Below are 19,637 nucleotides of genomic sequence, written 5' to 3'. Positions count from 1 at the left end.
CATCAGATTGTTGATCGCCGCCGCGCGGGTTTGCCGCAACCCTGATCGATATTACTGCATGCCAACACTGACATTCATGCGCAGCCCATCGTCCGTGATCGACGACCCTGGGATCTTCGTATCCACCAATTCTGCCATGATTAAACAGCGACATCCTCGCGCAGTTGCTGTATGGTTGGTTCTCACCCGGTTTTGGCGTCGAACACTTCGTTGGCGGTCGGCACCAGATCGGGATGCGCCAGCCACGTGCCGTCGTACCCCGCATTTTGCCCAGCGTTCCTTGTCTTCCACTTCTTCGCCAGCGCCACCCGGTTGAGCTTCCGGATCGCGCCGGCTGGGAATAGACGCTGCCATTCCATGATCGCGTGCGCTCCGCGCTTGTGGCAGGTGCGCACGAGCAGTTCGGTATAGGCGCGCATGAACGGCACCGCCATCGTCACCTGCACTGCCCGGTCAGGCAGCACGTGATCCGGACTGGTGCGAAAGGTCTTGATCAGGCTGAAGATGTAGTCCCAACGACCGGCATTCAGACCGGCGGAGTGATCGCGCAACTCATACAGAATGTCTTCCATCTGAAACTGAAGCCCATGATCGTTTCGATCAGCACCGTCGCGCGTACCAGCGAACCCTGCGGCACCGGGCGCATTTTGCGCCGCCACGAAAACATCGTTCCAGAGCCGGGCTTCCAGATAGCTCGTCTCAGGCTTCGGCAAGTAGTGAACGGCCCTTCGCCGCGATCGAGCCGCTCCCGCGCGTTGGCGAAAAACGAGAGCCCGAAATCGAACAGGCTGGCCGGACATCGGCTCACCGTCAACCGTCACATGCCGTTCGTCCAAATACCACCAGGAGCCGGATCACCAGCGTGGCGGTTTCATCGTTGAAGCGCGTACTTGCGGTAGCGTCGGGTTCTCGAACGAGATCGTCCCGCGCACCGCATCATGATGTTGCGCTGACCGTCGATCACATTCCACCAGTTGGGGGAAAGTGAATCCTCCAGATCGACCATGAAAACCTTTGCGCCCGGAAGTTGGGTGCATTGATCATCATCTTGCGGTCGGTGGGACCGGTGATCTCCTGAACAGCGGTCGTTCAGCGCCGGGCAGTAGCGCCACCTGCCAGGAACCTCGTACTACTGGATCGGGATTTTTGCAGTGCCGCGTAGTCTCCCGCCACCAATGCGGGCGCCCGCGCTGGAATATCAGCCCCAGCACCCAGCTCCTTCCGCCGCCATTGAACCGCCGCTGAAGCGCCGCGACGAAGCTCAGCGCTTCGGGACGCAGGACATCCGGTGCTTGAGATCGCCGGGCGCAGGCCCCAAAATCTCGACGCCTTCGACATGCATCGGTCGTGCTCTTTCGCTTGCCAGAACATCCGCCTAATACCACAGATCATCGCATAGCCTGTCCGGCACTGCGCTATGATGCCGCCATCCCTCGAGCGATACGTCGACCGTTCCATCGAACTGGAAGAGCCGCCTGCGAAATGGTCACCAGCAGGTAACCGGGCAAGTCCGGGAGGACGCCCAAGTCGGGCGTTTCGAGCGCCTACCGGTCAAGGCCGACCCTGCCATCGCCGTAGTCAGCGCGTTCTGTCTCGTGCTGCTCCTCGCCCGCAGGTTGCCATCACCTCACCGCTCGAATCGTCACAGGCAATCTGGATCGCGGACATGCGTCTTCTGGGCCATTCTGGTGGCCGACACCGCCCTATCGGTTGTCCTGACGAACGATTCACGCGTGGATATCAACGTTGCCGCCCTGGCGCTGCTCATGACCGGCCCGCTGGTGCTCTTTCAGGTTTGAGACGACCAGATCTGGTCCGCCTGGCGTTGATCGTCGTCGCGGCATTCCGTGCGGTCAACAGCATCGGTTCTTCTTCCGTCTGCGCTCGCTCTTCTATATCGGCAGCGCGGTCTTCCTCATCGTGCTGGCCTTTGGCGTCTCCGCTGACGGCTACCGAACGGCAATATCCGCAATCGAATATTCGATCGCTGAGCGACGGGCTCTGGTTGGGCGGTTTCGGCCGCTCTCCACCGTCGGATACGGCGACAAATTCCCGAAGTCTCAATCCCGGCCGCGTCCTTTCATCGCCACCGGGTTGATGTTCATCGGCGTCGCCCTGTTGATATCGCGGCTGCAACGCTGGCGAGCTCGTTCACTGACGAAATCGGACGAGAATACTGCCGAGCAGTTTCAGAGCATTCACGTTCGGCTCGACCGTATCGAGCGCAATCAACGGGCCGGGATGCCCGTCGCGGCGTGTTCGTCCGCCAGTGCGTCCCGGCGTGGCACGCCACCGCCAACCATCGGCGGGGCGCAATCGGTTCCCCAGGGAGTAACGCGCACGTGATCGAAGCGGTCATTTTCGACATGGATGGGTTGTTGATCGATTCGAACCCACTCTGGCGCATCGCCGAAACGCGCGCCATAGACGCCATCGGCGTGCCCATGTGGTGGAAGAAGACGGTTTCCTCACCATGGGGCTGCGCACCGATGAGGTCGTCGAGGGTTCTGGTATGCCCGCCATCCGTGGAGCGAACCCATCAAACGCGAAGTCGAAGGCGTATGGTAGCAATGTCATCGCCCTGATCGAAGAGCGGGGGCGCAGCCCTTCCCGGCGCGGTCGAGGCCGTGCGCGCCGCGCGTAGCACCCGGATACGCGGTCGGACTTACCTCCTCCTCGGCGATGGAGATCATCGAGGCTGTGCTCGAAAAAACTGGCCTGCGCGGCGACTTCGCCGTGTTGCAATCCGCCGAGCACGAACCCTATGCAAGCCACCCCGCGGTGTATATATCCGAATGCGCGCGCCGCGCCAGCGTCTGCGCCTGCCAACTGCCTGGCCCTGGAAGACTCGCCGCAGGTGTCCTCGCCGCCAAAGCCGCCAAGATGACCTGTATCGCCATCCCGCCTCCACTGAACTCCGCGGCTGACCACCGCTGGCTTATTGCATCGCCGACCTGCAACTCGACTCGATCGAGCTGTTCACCCGGAGACGATCACCGCTCTCGACAACCATTGATCAAGGGAAGATCCGCCACCCAGCGTAGCCGCAGCCCTCTGTGGCTGCCCCGTCAACCGGCCCTTTCCGCGTAGCCGCAGCCCTCTGTGGCTGCCCCATCAACCTGACCATCCCGCGTAGCCGCAGCCCTCCGTGGCTGCCCCGTCAACCTGACCATCCCGCGTAGCCGCAGCCCTCCGTGGCTGCCCGGTCATCTTGCCTGCCAAATCGGCTCACCTCGGACACCCGGCCACCGCTCGGTATCGCGCTACTCAAACGGAAGCAACCGGTAATCTCGCGCCCGCGGAGAGCGTCTCCAACGCCCGGAACCCTTCCGCATACGCGCACCTTCCGCAGCCACGAAACGCGGTCTGCACTTCCACTCATTTGGGCAATGCTTCGGCCCTCCGAAAACATCGCTGATCCAGGCATTCTGGCTCTTGTGGCAGGCCAGCATCTGCTGCTTGATCGAGAACGTCTCGTAACGTCCACATAGACCTCTGGCACGAAGTTGACCAGCCATGGTGTGTCGGCAGAAAGTGGGTGGGAATCTTCTTGAGATAGGCGGAAGCCAAAATGACGATCAACAGGACGCCGGTCATGATGCACGCGCATCGCGGGCAGCCATCGCTCAACGAATGATCGGGGTGATAGTCGTCGGTCCAATGACCGAGCGGCACATCCGGTGCGCGTACCGAATGACTTCGATCATGCTCGGCGACGGGTGGACTCGTCGACTGAAGGCTCACGTCGTGATAGTCCATCCAGACCAGCTCCGCGCTGATCATCGCAGTAAGATCGAGCGCTTCCTGCTTGCGGATGGCCGCGATCTCCTTCCATCGAGTGCGTCGCAGAGCCGATATCCCCGTTGGTGACCACGGCCATCACCACTAGTCTCCCCGCGCGGCAGTTCGCCAGCGTGCCGCCACAGTAGAACTCGAGATCGTCGGGAGCGACCCCGATCGCCGGCACGCGCAACGGTTGTCGACTCATGAGGGTGCTCCTTCTGGTGTCAGCAACGGGTTGGCAGACAGGATCTGTTCTCCGGCGGCGTGGAATTGGTAGCGCCGCACGCCGCCGAGTTGGTTGAGCATCAGAGTTGCGGCTCCCAGCGCGCCCGAGTTTGCCAGCAGGCTGCTCGTCACGATGCGCGCGCTGCCAAACGGTTGTTCCAACGATTCCGCCTGTGCGCGAGTTCGGGCGGCCTCCATGTACACCGTCGATTGGGTGGCGCGTCCTCCGATCACGATCAATGCGGGGAAAGGAGGGTCAGAGCAGGATGCTTAATCACCGTCCCATACGCCTCGCCCTCGATGAGGATTCGTACGCCATCGCCCGAGTCCTGCGCGCGTTCGTGATCAGGTCGGACATCGAACCGATCTCCAGGTCGAAGTATCGTGTGTCCCTTACGCCAGCATAGCGCTCGTCGAGGCATACATTTCCACGCAGCCGCGCCGCCCGCAACCGCAGACCGGCCCATCGAGATCGAGCGTGATGTGACCACCTCGCCACGCAGGTGGCCGGTCCGATATAGGGCCGCCCATCGATCATGAGCGCCGCCCCAACCCCGAATCGGCCAGCACGTAGACGAAATCGTCGACACCCCGCGCGTTGCCATATTGCCGTTCAGCGGCAGCCGAGGCGCGGACCGTGTCGTCGATGACCAACGATCCCGAGGAGCGCTCAGGCGAGCTCCCCGCGAACGTCGAAATTGGCCCACTCCGGCGACCACGAAGGCGTCTCCGGACCGGCGCTGATGACCCCGGAAACCGGGTCGATGATCGCGCGCGCAGCGCCAACCCCAGCACATCCGATCGCGTCACATCCGCTGTCCTCGATAGCCCGATCGATCAAATCGGCCAACCGTTCGATGATTTGCGCCCGGGTTCCGGAAGCGATCCGGTGAGCATGCCTGCATGGAACCAACCTGGTCCGCTCAAGCTCGTCGACGCCTCTTGCGCGGACCGCCAACGTCCAGACCACACAAAGTGCGTATCTTCCGCCAATGCCAGCAGCTCGGTTGGACGACCCTCGACCAATGGCAACCGCGGTTCGACCGTCACGATGCTGCGCGCGATGAGCGGTGCGGTGAGGCGGCTGACCTGGCTCGCGCTCGTGTGCAACAGGCTGCCGTTTCGTTGCGTGATGACGCCATGGTCGCGGATGATGCGCAGAACCTCGAGCTGGCGCGGTATCGGCCAACATCGATCCGATGGGCTGAGTTCGACCGGACTTGCCGTGACCACCACGACTCCTGGGCCAGGTGGGCTTGCTGCTTCGTTGCTCCCGTTGGTTGCCGAATCTCCTTTTTTACCGCGTTTTGCTATGATGCAAGTAACTCGACTCTAGTTCGCTCCATCCACGCCCGGGTCCAGCGTTCGCGGAGTCATTTGCGCGAGGAGATCGATCGTAGGAACAGCGGAAAGGACGGGAACATCACCAGAACGTTGTCATGTCGTAGGTGTTCGACGTTCAGCGCAAAGGAGCGAATCACAGTGGAAAAAGCACGCGAACTCGAACTGAATGAGCTCCGCCAGGCGATTCTCGCGGAACCATGACCCGGCGCGAAGCCGCTCAAGCGCGCTGCGGCGCTGGGACTCTCCTTTCCGGAGCGGTCGCGCTCCTCTCTGAGACGTCGGTCTCGGGCGTGACGCCCAGACGGCGCCCAGCGGCACGCTCGTTATCGCTAATGCCGAACCCCCGACCTCGGCGCAGTGGGACTCCTACACGGTCTTTGGACTGGTCGATGCCCAGGTGGCTTCCCTGGTCCACGACTCGTTGCTTGGCTATGACAGCGCCGATGGCACGATCGTCGGGCACCTCGCCACGGCCTGGGAAATGACCGACCCGACCACCATGAGGCTCACCCTGCGCGAGGGTGTCACCTTCCACGACGGCTCGCCGGTAACCGCCGAGGATGTCAAAGCCACCCTCGACCGCGCCGGCAACCCCGATGCGGGTATGGCCTGGCACGGACTGATCTTTACGGTCATGTCGGTCAGCATCGTGGACGCCACCACGGTCGAGGTCGTCACCGCGGAAGTCTTCGGCCCGCTCGAGAAATCGCTCACGGTCGCGCCGATCTTCCCGAGCGCGGACATCGCCGATCCCACCTCTTCACCCAGCGTGCCATCGGCGCCGGTCCCTACAAATGGATCGGCTACAGTGAGAACCGAGTCACTCCGAAGCCAACACCGACTACTGGGCTGGCGCGCCTGGTATCCAGACCGTCGTCTTCGACTACATCCAGGACGCCAACGCGCGCGTCGGCGCCTGCTGACCGGCCAGGCCGACGTCCGTCACTCGTTGCTCGTCCGAGCAGCTCGACCAGGTGAGATGACGACAATTACTTCGTCATCGACGTCCCGCCCCTGACCCAGATCGTCTGCATCTACCAGAATCAGGGCAATCTCGCCGCAGGAAATCCATGGAGCACTCGCCTTCGCTGTGGACCGCCAGGCGATTGTCGATGGGATTCTGCTGGGCGTCGGCAAGGTTCCCTATTCGTCGATTGCCACCAACTCCCCTGGATACGAGGAGCAGCCTGAGCGCTTCGACTTCGATCCGGACAAGGCCAAGGAGCTCCTGGCAAGCACTTAAAGGACTTCACCCTGACGATGGCCACCACGACCCTGGTGCCGCATCAGAGAAGTCGTTCAGGCGATCGCTCAGTTCCTCCAGGATGTCGGCACATCAACGTCGATATCACCACCCTGGAAGTCGGCGCATACCGCACCGCTACTGCATGATACGACCTCGCTCAACACGTTGGCCAGCTTCAACTACGATCCCGATTTCGTCCTCGGGTTCTATGCTGGGCCGACGGCGGAGGCCGTCTTCACCTGGATGATCCGGCCATTCCGCCAATGATCGAGGCCAGCGCACCTCCACCGGTGACGAGCGCCTGGCCAAGATCAATGACCTCGCTGGTTACCTCTGGGACATTCAGCCGTCGCTCTACCTCTCGGACGAGCTGTGGCCGTTCATCGTTTCCAGCAAGGTGCAAAATTACAATCGCGTTCCGCTGGTGGGCGAACCGCTCCTGCGCTTCGCGACCAAGTCGGAGTAGCATCGCGTTTGCCGATCGAATCCGTGAGCTGTCAGGCCGCCCACAGGGTTCCGGCAGCATGATCGTGTTATGTGGCGCGCATGCGCGCGCTGACGAACCAGGATCGTCATGCGGAAAGTCATTCTTCGACGCCTGGCTCAGAACGTCATTCTGGTCGTCGTCATCGTGCTCGTTGTCTTCGTGCTCATGCGGTTGACCGCTGGCGACCAGCGCATGAAAGCCGGTCTTTGCCAGCGGCGAGATCCTGCAAAGGCTACACCGGGAACAGTTCGGCACCGATCGGCCCTTGACGACCCAGTTGTGGGCGTTCGTGTCGGTATCCCGCGCGGCGACTTCGGCACCTCGTTTCGCTACCAGCGGCCGATTGTTCGAGTTGATCTGGCAACGTGTGCCAGAAACCGCGTTGCCGCGCTGACCTCGCCCAGCCCTCGCGCTGATCGTGGCAATCACGCTCGGTGTGGCTGGCGCCCGTCATCCCGGTAGCGCCATCGACCGGTTCGGTATCGCTGTCGGCACGCTCGTCGGTCGACTTTGTTGCTACAGGTCGCGCTGATGCTCGTGCTCGTCTTTTCTGTCCATTTCGGCTGGTTTCCCGCGGTGGGTTTCGACGGCTGGAAGAGCCTGAGCATCCGCAATCGCAGTGTTTCGCGTCTTTCCGGTAGTCTTCGCGTCTTGCGCGCCTCCGTCGATACATTCCATCGGGAGCATGTGCGCACCGCGCGCGCCTTCGGCATTTCGAACCGGCCGGGTCACGAATACCGCTTCATGGCGATGCCACCTTGATTTTGACCATTGGGATCGACCTGGGCTATCTGTTGGGTGGCACCATCGTGGCGGAGGTTGTTTTCAACTATCCGGGTGTCGGCCAATTGGCTATCGACTCCGTCAACGCGCATACGGCTTCACCATTTGATTCAGGCATCCACAATTCCGGCAGCTATGGTCTTTATGCGTAATCTTGGAATCGACTGCTCTACATGGTGCTCGATCCCAGAATCCGTATCGAGGCGTAACGCATGGGTTGGTTGGCGTTCAGGAGACATCGATAGCGCTCCCCTCATTCCGGAGAGCCGGGGCAAACGGTGGACGGAGAAATGGCGCTCGTTTCTTCCAGCGCGAGGAAGTCGCACCCTCTTGGCCGGTTTGGCTCCTCTTCTGCCTGATGGCCGGGCGCCTTTGGCCGCTCCGTTGATTACCGATCACGACCCCTCGCGCAACCACAGCATGCACCGCACCGGTTGCGCCCGCCGTTCTCAGGACCACGCTGATCGCGGCTCGACCAGAATTCCCGCTCAGACGGACGGTCTCGGCCGCGACATGCTCTCGCGCATCCTCTACGGCTTGCGCGTTTCGCTCGTGGCGTTCGCGGGACTCTGTCTTTCGATGGCGCTCGGTGTCACGCTCAGGTTGATCAGCGGGCTGTGACGGCAGAACCGACGCAATCCTGATGCGCGTGGTCGGAATCTCCAACGGCACCTACGTCGATATCGCTGATGGCGATCGTGGCCGCGATAAAGACCTCGATCCCATTCTGATCGTGCTGCTGGGATTGGCCGGCTGGGTCTACTTCAGCCGGATGGCGTGCGCGGTGTGGTCTTGCAGGAGATGCAGCGCGACTATGTCCGTTCCGCGCAGGTGCTCGGCGCAAGCCTCTGGCGTATCGGCATCCGCTATGTGCTTCCCAACGTGCTCCGGCGATCGCTATCATCGCGACGCTCCAGTGCGGATTGGGTGTCGACTCTCGGGCAGCGCCAGGCTTTCTCCGGACTCGGCGTTGTATCGCTGGGTGGCATGATGCTGGACAGTACACAATACATCGCCAGTGCCTGAGTACCCAGGTCATCACGTTGCCTGGTCTGGCCATCCTGTTGGTCACCCTGAGTCTCAACATCATGAGCGACGGCTTGCGCCAGTTGCTCGATCCGGTTACCGACAGCATGAGAGCGAAACGACGCAACCGCAGCTCATGGTTCGCAATCTCACCGATCATTTCCATACGCGCAACGGACGCTTCGTCGCGGTCGACGATGTCTCGTTCGAGGTCTATCCCGGCGAATGCCTTGGCATCGTGGGGAGAGTGGTAGCGGCAAGAGCGTCGCCGCGCTGTCGATCATGGGTCTGGTCGACCATCCGGGACAGATCGAGTCCGGGCGAATCGGAATTCGGCGGTGTCGACCTGCACGTTCCCTTTGGATTGACCGCGCATGCGCGGAGAGGAGTGGCATCAACAGGTTCTTGGACGTCTGCTGATCCGCTCTTCACCGTCGGCGCCCGGCTCCCACCGATATCGTTGCCATTTTCCTCGAGGTGTCGAAGTCAGATGCCGCAGCGCTCGCCATCAGCGAAACTGGTCGGCATCGGCGCCGGAATCGCGCATGAAGTCCTATCCCTGGGGTTGAGCGGAGGCCAGCATCAACGGGTCGCCGTACCATGGCGCTCCTCCTGATTTCGGCAGTCACAACGATAGAGCCAACCACCCGCCCTCGGCAATGTCGTCGGGCGCAGATCCGTCGATCTTCTGATCTCGCTCAAGAACGAGCTCAACATGCGCTGATCTTCATTCAGCTACGACGGATCATTCAAACCGTAGCCAACCGGGTGATGGTGATGTACGCCAGTAGCGCTGGTGGAGATCTGGCGACCGCGTCGGAAGTCTCTTCCGCGATCCCGTTCATCCCTACACGGCATTGCTGGCGTCGGCGCCTACGTTGCGCACCAACCGGGGGCTCCCGCTGCGGCGATCGAGGGACGGCTGCCCTCTCCGAAATCTGCCGCCGGATGCGTTTTCGCGCCACGTTGTCGCTACGTGCAGGGCGATTGCCTGACAGGGCAGCCACCCTTGTCCCCAATAGGCGATCGCGGGCGGCAGTTGCATGTATTCATCCGTTGACGGCTGGAGCTGCGGGAGGCGGGGGTTCGATGAGCGGGAGGCCGTTGTCGTCATCGAGAATCTGGTCAAAGGAATACCCGGTGCGAGGCGCTGCAGGAGGCGTCATGCTGGTCGCCCTCGACGATGAACCTCACCGTCGAACGGGGCGAGATCCTGGGAATCATGGGCGAAAGCGGGTGTGGCAGAGCACCCTGGCCAAAGGTGCTGCTTCGTCTCGAGGCACCCGCATCAGGACAGGTCACGGTCGATTCCGGACATCGTCCGCTTGAGCAAATCCCAGGCGCGTGACTACCCCGCAAGGCAGATGGTCTTCCAGGATCCCTATGCCGCGCTTGCGCCGCGCATGCGCATCGGCACGGCCCTCGAGGAGCCTTTGCGCATCCATCATCTGGGAGATGCAGGCGGCAACGCCGCAAACGGGTGGAGGAGCTGTTGGCGCTCGTCGGGCTCGACAAGAGTCTGGCCAACCGCTATCCCCATCAGCCGAGCGGCGGCCAGCGGTCAACATTGCGCGCGCATTGGCGCCGATCCGGAAGTGCTGGTGCTCGACGAACGTGTCCGCCTCGATGCTTCGATCCAGGCGCAAAGCGTTCACCCCTGCGCGACGCACCAGCGTCTGGCGTCACCCATTCGTTCATCTCGCATGACCTGCGCGTGGTGCGCTATCTCTGTGAGCTGAGTCGGGTCGCGTATCTGGGCGGAATTGTCGAAGACGGCCCATCGAAGAGGTCTTTTTCGTCGCCGATGCATCTCGCGCCATCGCTTGACTCGCTGCATTCGATTCCCGACCATCAGAACTGGAAACGACCACCACGCCGTCGGTTGAAAGGCGAAGTCCCGAATCCGATCGACCGCCATCCGGTGCGCGCATTCATCCGGCGCCGTGTCCGGATCATCGCGAAACCCATTTGCGCGCAAGAACGGCCACTCTTCGCTGCGTTCGGTCGGAGGCACGCGGTCATATCCGCCTGCCACTTTAAAAGAAACAGTTCCAGTTCTTCGAACGACAGTTGGCGCAGCAGGCGGTTGCGTCATGACTGGTGCACGTCTCTTTCCCCGAACGAGAAAGTATTGCGCTCATCTGCTCCGCGTCGACCGGCATGGGTTCGACTTGGCGCACGAGATGCTGCTCTGATCATCTGACGTCTCCGTATTCCCGAATCTAGACATTTCTCCCTGTGCGCCTGACGCCTGATCCCACGTTACGGATGCCTTGCGTCTCTACACCCTCGGCGAGCCGCTTGCGCTGGACGTGGTCGAATCGATTCTGACGAGATCTGCCGGAAGCTTTAATCTGGCGACGGGATTGCTGGCAATCGATGCGTCTGGCGACGGCGTCCTGACCGCCGGCCTGCAACCGTCAGTCGTTCTGGACAGTACTCGTGGTTTCCACCAGCCGCGCCTGATCCCGGCTTCGACCCCGACCTTGCCGGATATCTACCTCCGGTCCGGAGTCCTACACGCTCGCAAACTATCTGCAGCGGCGATCAAGTTCGCTGCCGTCGTCCGGGTACGCGCTCGATCTTGCACAGGCTCGGGCATCGCCGCAGGTCCTGAAATCCTCCGCCGGGGAATCGTCTGGACCGGGGTCGATCTTTCTGATCGAGCGATCGAAGCGGCCACGTTCAATGCGATGTTGAACGAGACTCAGGATCGCTTCACCGCCGTTTCCGGCAATCTCTACGCACCGGTAGACCAGAATCGCTTTGCGCTGATTGTGGCCAACCCGCCCTTCGTGCCGGTACCGGCATCGATCGATTTCCCGGTCTATGGCGACGGCGGAGAGGACGGACTCCTTGTGCTGCGGCCATTGCTTTCGGGTCTCCGCGAGCATCTCATGCCGTCCGGCCGCGCAATCGTCTACGCCGAAGGCTTGGGCGACGATCGCGGACCGGTGGTGCTGGATCTCCTTGAATCGGTCTCCCAGTCTGGCTTGACGATCGGTATCACCCTCATCTCGACCATCACTGCCGAGCATGCGCTCTTCACCATCGGCCGCATGCTGTCGGCGCAAACCCCGTCGCGCCTGGATGAACTCGGAGCGTGGCGCGAGCTGTTTGCCCGTCTCGGGACGACGCGCTATCACAAGTTCATCATCGAGGCGCGCGTCGGCGCGCCGGGAGTCGTTCTCCGCTCGATCGCGAAGCTCTGAGCGGAGCAGCACCGAGCGCAAGAGCAATCCCCCGATCCAAAGGACCGGGGGATTGCTCCAAAGACCAAATTGCACCGGGGATTACCCGACCGTTATCTCGCCGCAGGCAACCATCGCGGCGCCCTCACCGGGACCGTAGACGACCACCGAGTACGGCCCGCGTGACTGCAACACGGTCAAGCTGACCGGAACGCTGCCCTGCACGATGCCGGTTTCGTTCACATCGCCCACGTAGTAGTCCGGCTCGAGCACCGTGGTCAGTTCGACGCACGTGCCATGCGCGATGCCGACCGACGAACCAGGCTCCGCTCCGATGAGGATTGCCGAGACATTGACCGTGCGGGCTTGCCCGTCGATCGTGCCGATTCCGGAAACGTTACTGCCCACACCGGCAACCGCAAAGGTCGCCGATCCAGCGCTGGCGACCGTCGGCACTGCCACTGCGGTCTCCTGAGTCGTGGCGGTTGGAATCGCTTGCGTCGTTGGAGCAACCGTCGGAACGCCTCCACCCTGCGGCACTGGCGGCAGCACCACGGGCGCGCCATCCACGATCAGTTGCGCTTCCAGCGCCTGCACCGCGCTCATCTGCGTGGCCAGCTGGTCGGTTGGGATATAGCTCTCCATCGTCAAGAGGGCGCCCTGGGTCGGCATCGAAACGCAGATGACCGAATCGGTCGTGGTGGTCGTCACACCGCCATCATCTGTGTAATCGAACGTAAGGGTGGCGGTCGCGACGTTGCCCTGCGTGAGAATCATTTGGCCGTCCGCATACGGGACCTGCACCACATTCGCGTACGACGGATTGCCCACGTAGTAGTCCACCAACGACGTGATGCACTCTTCCAGGCTCATCGAGCTGACACCGCTGTAGAGATCGGTGATGGTCACACCATTGGTGAGACGCAGCACATCGAACGAGTCCTGCGAGGAAGCCGTCACCGGTGACCAGCTCGGGTCCCAGCTCAACTGATAGCCGAACGTGGGGCTGGTGTAGGTGTTGGTGTTTGTGTCCACACCTGGCAGCCCTCCGGTGACCGCGGTCTCGGTTGGCAGCAGGGTCGTCGTCGTGGGGGTCTCTGCCGGCGGCGCCGTCGGCAGCCCGCTGCTGGTGGTTGGCGTCTCGGCCGGTGGGATGATCACGGTTGGCGCCTGGGTCGGCAAACCAACGGCGGCAGTCTCTGTTGGCAGGGCCGCTCCCTGATCGAAGCTCCAGATGGAGAAGTCCTCGAACAGCGTCTGCCCCCCTGGGACATACGTTTCGTTGAAGAAGCCCACAACCGCGGCGATCGTGCCAGGCCCGGGGATCTGGGAAAGATCGAGTGAGGAAACGAAGACGCCATTCACCCCGAAGTAGCCAGTGTTGCCCTGCACGAGCAAGTCGATCGAGAGCGGATCGCCGGCATTCGGCGGAATCGGGATCCCTTCGCCTTGCTGCAGCGGATCACCGGCGCCAACGCTCAGGAACCAATGCCCATCGGAAACCACACCAAGCCGGTAGTGGTTCGCGCTGGAGGTGTCACGGAACGCCAGACCGCAGTCCCACAGTTCAGCAGCTGTGCGTGGCGCAATGCACTGGATATGCACGCCAAAATCAGTGACGGTCACCCCGGTTTGCTCGAACGTCACGCGCTCCGGATCGTGAATCATCGCGCCGCTGGTTGGTCCATAGACCATCGGCGAGGTTGCCTCTTGCGCCAGCAGCTGATTGTAGGTCGCGGCCGGATCGCCGGCGGAGGTTGTGGCTTCGGCTGTCGGAACGGCCGCTGTTGCCGATTCGGTCGGCACAAGCACTGCGCCGCCTGCGGTTGGCGTCGGCGCAACCGCGCCCCCCTGCAGGTCATAGACCGAGAAGTTGGTGTAGTCGAGCGTGGTCGTACCCGCGCCGAGACCGAGATAGCCCGTCAGGTTGACATCGCCCGCGCCCTGCACTGCCGAGAGATCGAGGGCGGAGACAAAGGCGCCATTGACGCCGAACGATCCGCTGGCGCCGTCGAAGACCACGTCGAGCGCAATGGTGGCGCCGGCGGTGGTGTCGAACGTCGCCCCTGCGCCGCTGGCTCCGCCACCCTGGACGCCGTTGTCGAACTGCCAGGTGCCATCCGGGAAGACCAGCAGGAAGTTCTTGCCGGCATCCGAAACCCGGAATTCCATGGCAATCGCCCAAAGCGTTCCGGGATTGACTGCCGGAGCGACGAACTCGGCATGTGCCACGCCATTGGCGACCGAAACACCGGCGGGCGCGGTTTGCGCATTGGCGGCATCGATCGAGCCGCTCAACGGACCAGCCACTGGCGTCATCGTCGCGAGCTGACTGATGGCCGTGTTGAACTCGGTTGCCGGGTCGGCCTGTGCCGCGGCCGGCAGTGCCGGGGCAATCAGCATCATGAGCATGCCCATCATTGCGAGCAAGCTGAGACGCCATCCGTGCGGTCTTCTGGTCATTCCATATCCTCCAGACGCATCGAACGTCCACGATCGAACACACAGGGACGGTTCAAAGGTTGACTTGCAGCGTACACCGATTCCGCGATCGCTGCACCGCGCCCGTGGGCCGCCGGTCTCCCGGCCTGCCATCCATAGTGGAGGGAACGACAAACGCCCCGGAAAAGTTCCGGGGCGTTTCTCTTCGAAGATGTGTGAGTGGCGGCAATCGCCTGCTACATGCTGCGGGGGATGTTCCGCTGGGCGATAACGCTCTGGTAGTCCTTGCGGGCTTCATCCAGCGTCGGATACCCGACACCGCGGCCAACGACCCCCTGATAGTAGCGATCCAGATAGCTGCCACCAAATCCGATTCGGCCAATTCGAGAGAAAAGCGACTTCACGTGAGTTCCTTCTAGATGCCGACTCTGGCAATCCCTACAACGATGCAAAGTATAGCACGCATTACCGGTATATGCGCATATCGGCATACACTATGCGGAAAATGAGATTGGCTAACAGTTTCTTGAGCAGGCAGCAGGCAGCAGGCAGCAGGCAGCAGGCAGCAGGCAGCAGGCAGGAGGCAGCGGGCAAAAGGCAAAAGGCAAGAGGCAACGGGCAACAGGTAAGGGGCAACGGTCAATGCTGTCGATGGCCTCTCACCTGTTGCCTACCCGTGGCCGTCCGCGGCGTGCCGCCGAGTGCCCTGGGCTACCTGCTGCCGCGTGCCGCGTGCTGCCCTGGGCTACCTGCTGCCGCGTGCCGCCTGCCGCGTGCTGCCTGCTAACTGTTGCCCGTTGCCCGTTGCCTGTTGCCCCCAGTGATCCCTTCGCCCGTCGTCACCGTAAGATAGGTACATCCACACGCACTCGATGCAAAGTCAGGGACCAGCAATGAGCAGCAGAATCGACCCTCCCGACCGCGGACCACGCCCAATCGAGCAAGCCGCCCAAGCCGGATTTCTTGCCGCGGTGATCATGGTTGCCGTCCAGCTCCTCTGGCGGCTGAACTGGTCGCACAACGGCGTGGTGCAAGCCTTTCCTGAATTCGTCGTTGCCGCGGCTTCGCGGTTGACGCCGCTTTCGGTCTTCGGTGCGGCCACTGAGAATTACGGCAGTCTCGCCAAGAAGACCTTGCTGGTGGCCGTGGTGCTGGCAATCTGCGGTGTAGGTCTGTGGGGTGGACGCGTGGCCGGGCGTCTCACCCGCCGCACCGGAACCAGCTTCGCCGGGCGGCTCGCCGCCAGCGGAATCGTGGCGGCCGCGCTGTTCCTCTTCACTGGACTGGTGATCTTGCCGATCGCGCACCTGGGCGCATTCGCGCGAGATAGCTCGTATACGAACGACATCCTGATCCAATTGATCTCGACCGCGGCCATCTATGCCGTTGTGTGGGCCGTCTTCACCGCCGAAGCATTCGAAGCGCAACCCGACTTCACCCAGCAGCGGCAATCCCGTCGTGCCTTCATCCTCGATGCCGCCACGGTGGCGAGCGTCATCGTCGCCGCGGGCGCGATCTGGCGGCTCGTCAACCCGCGCATGCCGAGGATCCCCGATACCGCCGCCAAAGAGACCGTCAACGACATCGTCGCCACCCAACGCGCCAGCCAGGGCTACGAGCTCAAGACCCCGGTTCCGACCCAAACGCCCAACGCCGAGGCGATGCTCACCAGCGATCTCGTCATGCAGGCCGACGACCCGCTCGCCCTCTTCGCCGAGCTCGACGCCGAGGGCATCATCACCCCGGTGCTCACCCCCACCCCCGACTTCTATCACGTCTCCAAGAACATCATCGACCCCACCGTCTCCGCCGACGGCTGGACGCTCAAGATCACCGGCCTGGTCGACAAGGAGGTCGAATACACCCACGATCAGCTCGTGCAACGCGCGACCGTGCAGCGGATCACGACCCTCTGCTGCATCTCCAACCAACTCAACGGCGACCTGATCGGCACCGCGCAGTGGACCGCGGTTCCCCTCATCGAGCTACTCGCAGAAGCCGGTGTGCAGCCCGGCGCGGTCGATCTCAAGTTCCATGCCGCCGACGACTATGAAGACTCGGTCCCGATCGAGGTCGGTCTCGATCCCGACAACATGGTTGTGGTCGGCATGAACGGCGAAATGCTCGCCGACGACCACGGCTTCCCCGCCCGGCTCATCATCCCCAACATCTACGGCATGAAGAACGTCAAATGGATCGACCGCATCGAGGTCGTCGACGAGGACTTCAAGGGCTACTGGCAAACCCGCGGCTGGAGCGACTCCGCCGTCGTGAACGAATGGGGCCGCATCGATCATCCCGAGAACCGCGAGGAGATCGACACCGGACCGCAGACCCTGACCGGTGTCGCCTTCGCCGGCGCGCGCGACGTTTCCCGCGTCGAAGTCTCGCTGGACGGCGGCGAAAGCTGGGCCGACGCCACGCTGGAGCCCTCCCTCAACCCGCCCTTCACCTGGGTGCGCTGGGCGCTGCCGGTCGATCTCGCCTCCGGCGAATACAAGATGGTCGTCCGCGTGACCGATGGCGACGGCAACGTCATGCAGCAAACCGACCGTTCTCCCCTCCCCGACGGCGCGACCGGCTGGCCCCGGAGAACGGTGCGGGTGGAGTAGGCGGGTCCGGAGTCCAGAGTCCAGAGTCCGGAGTCCGGAGCCCGGAGTTGTTGGTCTCGAGCCCTGGGGCCTGAGATGCCGAGCATGGTCGTTCGGCTCACGCAGTTGTGACCGAACCGCAACGAAAAGACGCCGTTCCAAACCCAGAACGGCGTCCTTCCGCTTCTCTCGTCTCAGGCCCCAACGCTCAGGACACTGGACACTGGACTCAGACCCCAGGACTCCGGACTCCGGACTCCGGACCCAGGACCCCGTCCCCCTACGTCGTCGGCGGCAACCCCACCAGCGAAATACCGCAATGCGCGCAGCGCGTGGCTGCGACCGGGATCTCGCTCAGGCACTCCGGGCACTGCTTGGTGTCCGGATCGGGGGAACCCTTCCCCTCGTTCAACCGGTCGAGCGCCATGTTCATCGGCTTGACGATGATGAAGTAAATGGCCGCCGCGACCAGCAGGAAGTTGATCACCGCCGTCAGGAACGTCCCATACATGATGGTCGAATCGCGGATGGTGATGGTCAGATCGTCGAAATTCGGCTTTCCGACGATCGCCGCCAGCAGCGGATTGATGATCCCTTCCACCAACGAATTCACGACCTGTGTGAACGCGGCGCCGATGACCACCGCAACGGCCAGATCGACCACGTTGCCGCGCATGATGAACTTCTTGAATCCGTCGAACATGCCCCTCCCGCCTTCCGAAATTCGATTCTGCCACCGAGCCAGCGGCTCGTGCAGGTAGCTCCGCCACTGCTAGCTTAGCAAAGCGATTGCCAACGTGACATTTATCGTCCGGCGCGCGGCCTCCCGGCTACGGTCCGGCAACCGGGCTGGCCTCCGGACTCGCCTGCGCCTGCAGCGCGAAGCTGACAAACGCCTGCGCCGGATCCAGATCTTCCGGAATGAGCCCGGACGCTTTCATCCAATCGGCGTACGCGGTCCAGCGCTCCGCCGTCTGCACCCCGAACGCCCCCTCCGGATCGAGCCAGACCCCGCTCAACAACCCGATGCCGATCAGCTCCACCTCCGCATCCAGTTCCGGATAGGCGGCCTGCATGGCGGCGATGGCGGCATCCGGCTCGGCGATCGCGTCCAGATACCCGCGCTGGATCGCCCCCAGCAACGCCGGAACCTGGGGCGAGGCGGCGTTTTCCTCGTTCGTCACCAGCACCAGCTCGTAGTAGTCGGGCACGCCCCAGTCTTCCACCCGCATCATGGAAACCGGGTAGCCCTCTTGCTCGGCCAGAATCGTTTCGTGCGTCCAATACGCCCCCATCACCGCATCGGTCTGCCCGGAAATGACCGCCGGCACGAGATTGAAATCGACGTTGATCAGCTCCAGATCGTCGATCGAGGCGCCATCGCTGGCCATCATCGTGGTCAGGAACGCTTCCTGGCTCGGAATGCCGGGATAGCCCACCGTGGTCCCCGCCAGATCGGCCGGACGCGTGATCCCCGCCGACGCCAGCGACATCACCCCCATCAACGGATGCTGCACCAACGCCGCCACGCTCACCACCGGCACTTCCTGCGCGCGCGCCAGCAGCACATCGGTCTGATAGGAAATGCCGTAGTCGTCCCGGCCCGCACCCACGGTTTGCAGCACCACGGTCGGATCGGACGGGGTGTAGAGCTCCACCTCCAGCCCCGCTTCGGCGAAATACCCCCGCTCCTGCGCCAGAAAGAGCCCCGCGTGGTTCGCGTTCGGATACCAATCGAGCGCCAGCGTCACCTTTTCCAGGTCTTGCGCCGCGGCAGTCCGCAACACCCGCCCTGCCGCGCCGGCAGCCGTCATGGCCGCGCCGGCGGCCAGCAGTGATCGCCGGGAAACCGGTGTCGTGGCGCACGCAAGCACCTCGGCCCCCTTGTCATTCTGAACGAACGTGAAGCATCTCTTCCGTCGGCGTTGCCCCAGGGCTTGGCTTCGGAATGGCACAGAGTCTCGCAGTCGCTTTTGGGTCACAGTCCGCCCTCCTGACGTGCAAACGGTTCGCGCGGGAACAAAAATCGGCGCGTCGCAACGAGCGAACACGCCGGGAGGGGACTGACTGCGATCGGGGCGAAGGACCTTCGTGCCCTTGCGAAATCCGATCGTCGCGATTCCTGCGCGGGGATTATCCCGATCAGGTTCTACGGTCGGCGGCCGAACCCGCCCTCTCAGCCCGGCCCTCCGAGCTCCCGTGCGAACAGCATTCGATTGTTGCGGGTCAGGGTAGACGAGGGGATGGGCAAAAGGCAATAGGAAAAAGGCAAGAGTGGGCAACGGGCAACGGGCAAAAGGCAAGAGAGGGCAATGGGCAAGGGTGCGGGTCGGGCAGATCGGCTTGCGCCGTTCCGTCGGTCCATCCGGAGAATTCCCAGCCCGCCATCCCGGTCGTAGTGAAGGGCCTCCGTGCCCTTCTTGTTCCGCACCCGGTCGTAGCGCAGGGCCGCCGTGCCCTGCGATCGCGCGCCAGCGCGATAACGGTCTTGAAAACGCTCGAGGGACGCGTTCGAACCG

General features: G+C 62.8%; 17 protein-coding genes and 1 riboswitch. Of the genes, 8 read left to right on the top strand and 9 right to left on the bottom strand.

The features are described 5' to 3' along the window. Positions 1-182: 182 nt before the first annotated feature. The 5 genes from R2855_18020 to R2855_18000 form a co-directional block, all read right to left on the bottom strand. The gene (locus R2855_18020) at positions 183-800 is read right to left on the bottom strand and encodes a hypothetical protein (protein ID MEZ4532896.1); all 618 of its coding nucleotides are present in this window, start codon (positions 798-800) and stop codon (positions 183-185) included. A 2,903-nt stretch (positions 801-3,703) separates the two neighbouring features. Beyond that, positions 3,704-3,988 carry a hypothetical protein gene (locus R2855_18015; GenBank protein MEZ4532895.1) on the bottom strand — a complete coding sequence of 95 codons (285 nt, stop codon included), beginning with the start codon at positions 3,986-3,988 and terminating at the stop codon, positions 3,704-3,706. Beyond that, positions 3,985-4,170 carry a hypothetical protein gene (locus R2855_18010; GenBank protein ID MEZ4532894.1) on the bottom strand — a complete coding sequence of 62 codons (186 nt, stop codon included), beginning with the start codon at positions 4,168-4,170 and terminating at the stop codon, positions 3,985-3,987. Before R2855_18010 ends, R2855_18015 begins: the two co-directional genes overlap by 4 nt. Positions 4,171-4,678: 508 nt before the next feature. Continuing rightward, the gene (locus R2855_18005) at positions 4,679-4,858 is read right to left on the bottom strand and encodes a hypothetical protein (GenBank protein MEZ4532893.1); all 180 of its coding nucleotides are present in this window, start codon (positions 4,856-4,858) and stop codon (positions 4,679-4,681) included. Then, the gene (locus tag R2855_18000) at positions 4,846-5,244 is read right to left on the bottom strand and encodes a hypothetical protein (protein ID MEZ4532892.1); all 399 of its coding nucleotides are present in this window, start codon (positions 5,242-5,244) and stop codon (positions 4,846-4,848) included. Before R2855_18000 ends, R2855_18005 begins: the two co-directional genes overlap by 13 nt. Before the next feature lie 505 nt (positions 5,245-5,749). On the opposite strand from R2855_18000, the gene R2855_17995 reads away from it, so the two are divergent. The 7 genes from R2855_17995 to R2855_17965 all read left to right on the top strand — a co-directional run bounded on the left by R2855_17995 (position 5,750) and on the right by R2855_17965 (position 12,106). Then, positions 5,750-6,370: an ABC transporter substrate-binding protein gene (locus tag R2855_17995; GenBank protein ID MEZ4532891.1), complete on the top strand. Its 621-nt coding sequence runs from the start codon at positions 5,750-5,752 to the stop codon at positions 6,368-6,370. Between the two features lie 24 nt (positions 6,371-6,394). Then, complete coding sequence (locus R2855_17990; protein ID MEZ4532890.1) at positions 6,395-6,595, top strand: ABC transporter substrate-binding protein; 201 nt, start codon at positions 6,395-6,397, stop codon at positions 6,593-6,595. A gap of 1,000 nt (positions 6,596-7,595) precedes the next feature. Next, the gene (locus tag R2855_17985; GenBank protein MEZ4532889.1) at positions 7,596-7,847 is read left to right on the top strand and encodes a hypothetical protein; all 252 of its coding nucleotides are present in this window, start codon (positions 7,596-7,598) and stop codon (positions 7,845-7,847) included. Next, the gene (locus tag R2855_17980; protein ID MEZ4532888.1) at positions 7,844-8,020 is read left to right on the top strand and encodes a hypothetical protein; all 177 of its coding nucleotides are present in this window, start codon (positions 7,844-7,846) and stop codon (positions 8,018-8,020) included. The genes R2855_17985 and R2855_17980 overlap by 4 nt, the downstream gene beginning before the upstream one ends. A 178-nt stretch (positions 8,021-8,198) precedes the next feature. Further along, the gene (locus tag R2855_17975; GenBank protein ID MEZ4532887.1) at positions 8,199-8,489 is read left to right on the top strand and encodes a hypothetical protein; all 291 of its coding nucleotides are present in this window, start codon (positions 8,199-8,201) and stop codon (positions 8,487-8,489) included. A 1,730-nt stretch (positions 8,490-10,219) separates the two neighbouring features. Then, positions 10,220-10,633: a hypothetical protein gene (locus R2855_17970; GenBank protein ID MEZ4532886.1), complete on the top strand. Its 414-nt coding sequence runs from the start codon at positions 10,220-10,222 to the stop codon at positions 10,631-10,633. 534 nt (positions 10,634-11,167) lie between these two features. Beyond that, complete coding sequence (locus R2855_17965; GenBank protein MEZ4532885.1) at positions 11,168-12,106, top strand: methyltransferase; 939 nt, start codon at positions 11,168-11,170, stop codon at positions 12,104-12,106. A gap of 81 nt (positions 12,107-12,187) precedes the next feature. On the opposite strand, the gene R2855_17960 is transcribed toward R2855_17965, so the two are convergent. Together R2855_17960 and R2855_17955 are read right to left on the bottom strand one after the other, a co-directional pair. Continuing rightward, positions 12,188-14,548, bottom strand: a complete 2,361-nt coding sequence (locus tag R2855_17960) for a hypothetical protein (GenBank protein MEZ4532884.1) — start codon at positions 14,546-14,548, stop codon at positions 12,188-12,190. A gap of 215 nt (positions 14,549-14,763) precedes the next feature. Beyond that, complete coding sequence (locus R2855_17955) at positions 14,764-14,931, bottom strand: hypothetical protein (protein ID MEZ4532883.1); 168 nt, start codon at positions 14,929-14,931, stop codon at positions 14,764-14,766. A 489-nt stretch (positions 14,932-15,420) separates the two neighbouring features. On the opposite strand from R2855_17955, the gene R2855_17950 reads away from it, so the two are divergent. Next, on the top strand, positions 15,421-17,139 hold the full coding sequence (locus R2855_17950; GenBank protein MEZ4532882.1) for a molybdopterin-dependent oxidoreductase: 1,719 nt from the start codon (positions 15,421-15,423) through the stop codon (positions 17,137-17,139). Positions 17,140-17,398: 259 nt separating this feature from the next. Here R2855_17950 and mscL read toward each other — a convergent pair whose 3' ends face one another. Both mscL and R2855_17940 read right to left on the bottom strand, forming a co-directional pair. After that, the gene (mscL, locus tag R2855_17945; protein ID MEZ4532881.1) at positions 17,399-17,821 is read right to left on the bottom strand and encodes a large conductance mechanosensitive channel protein MscL; all 423 of its coding nucleotides are present in this window, start codon (positions 17,819-17,821) and stop codon (positions 17,399-17,401) included. Between the two features lie 127 nt (positions 17,822-17,948). Then, complete coding sequence (locus R2855_17940) at positions 17,949-18,992, bottom strand: ABC transporter substrate-binding protein (protein MEZ4532880.1); 1,044 nt, start codon at positions 18,990-18,992, stop codon at positions 17,949-17,951. Between the two features lie 226 nt (positions 18,993-19,218). Next, positions 19,219-19,329: riboswitch (TPP riboswitch) on the bottom strand. Positions 19,330-19,637: the final 308 nt, after the last annotated feature.

The sequence above is a fragment of the Thermomicrobiales bacterium genome (genome assembly GCA_041390825.1).
Taxonomy (GTDB): Bacteria; Chloroflexota; Chloroflexia; order Thermomicrobiales; family UBA6265; genus JAMLHN01.
The sequence above is the reverse complement of the archived record's forward strand: the minus strand, read 5'-3'. Positions and strand labels throughout refer to the sequence as shown.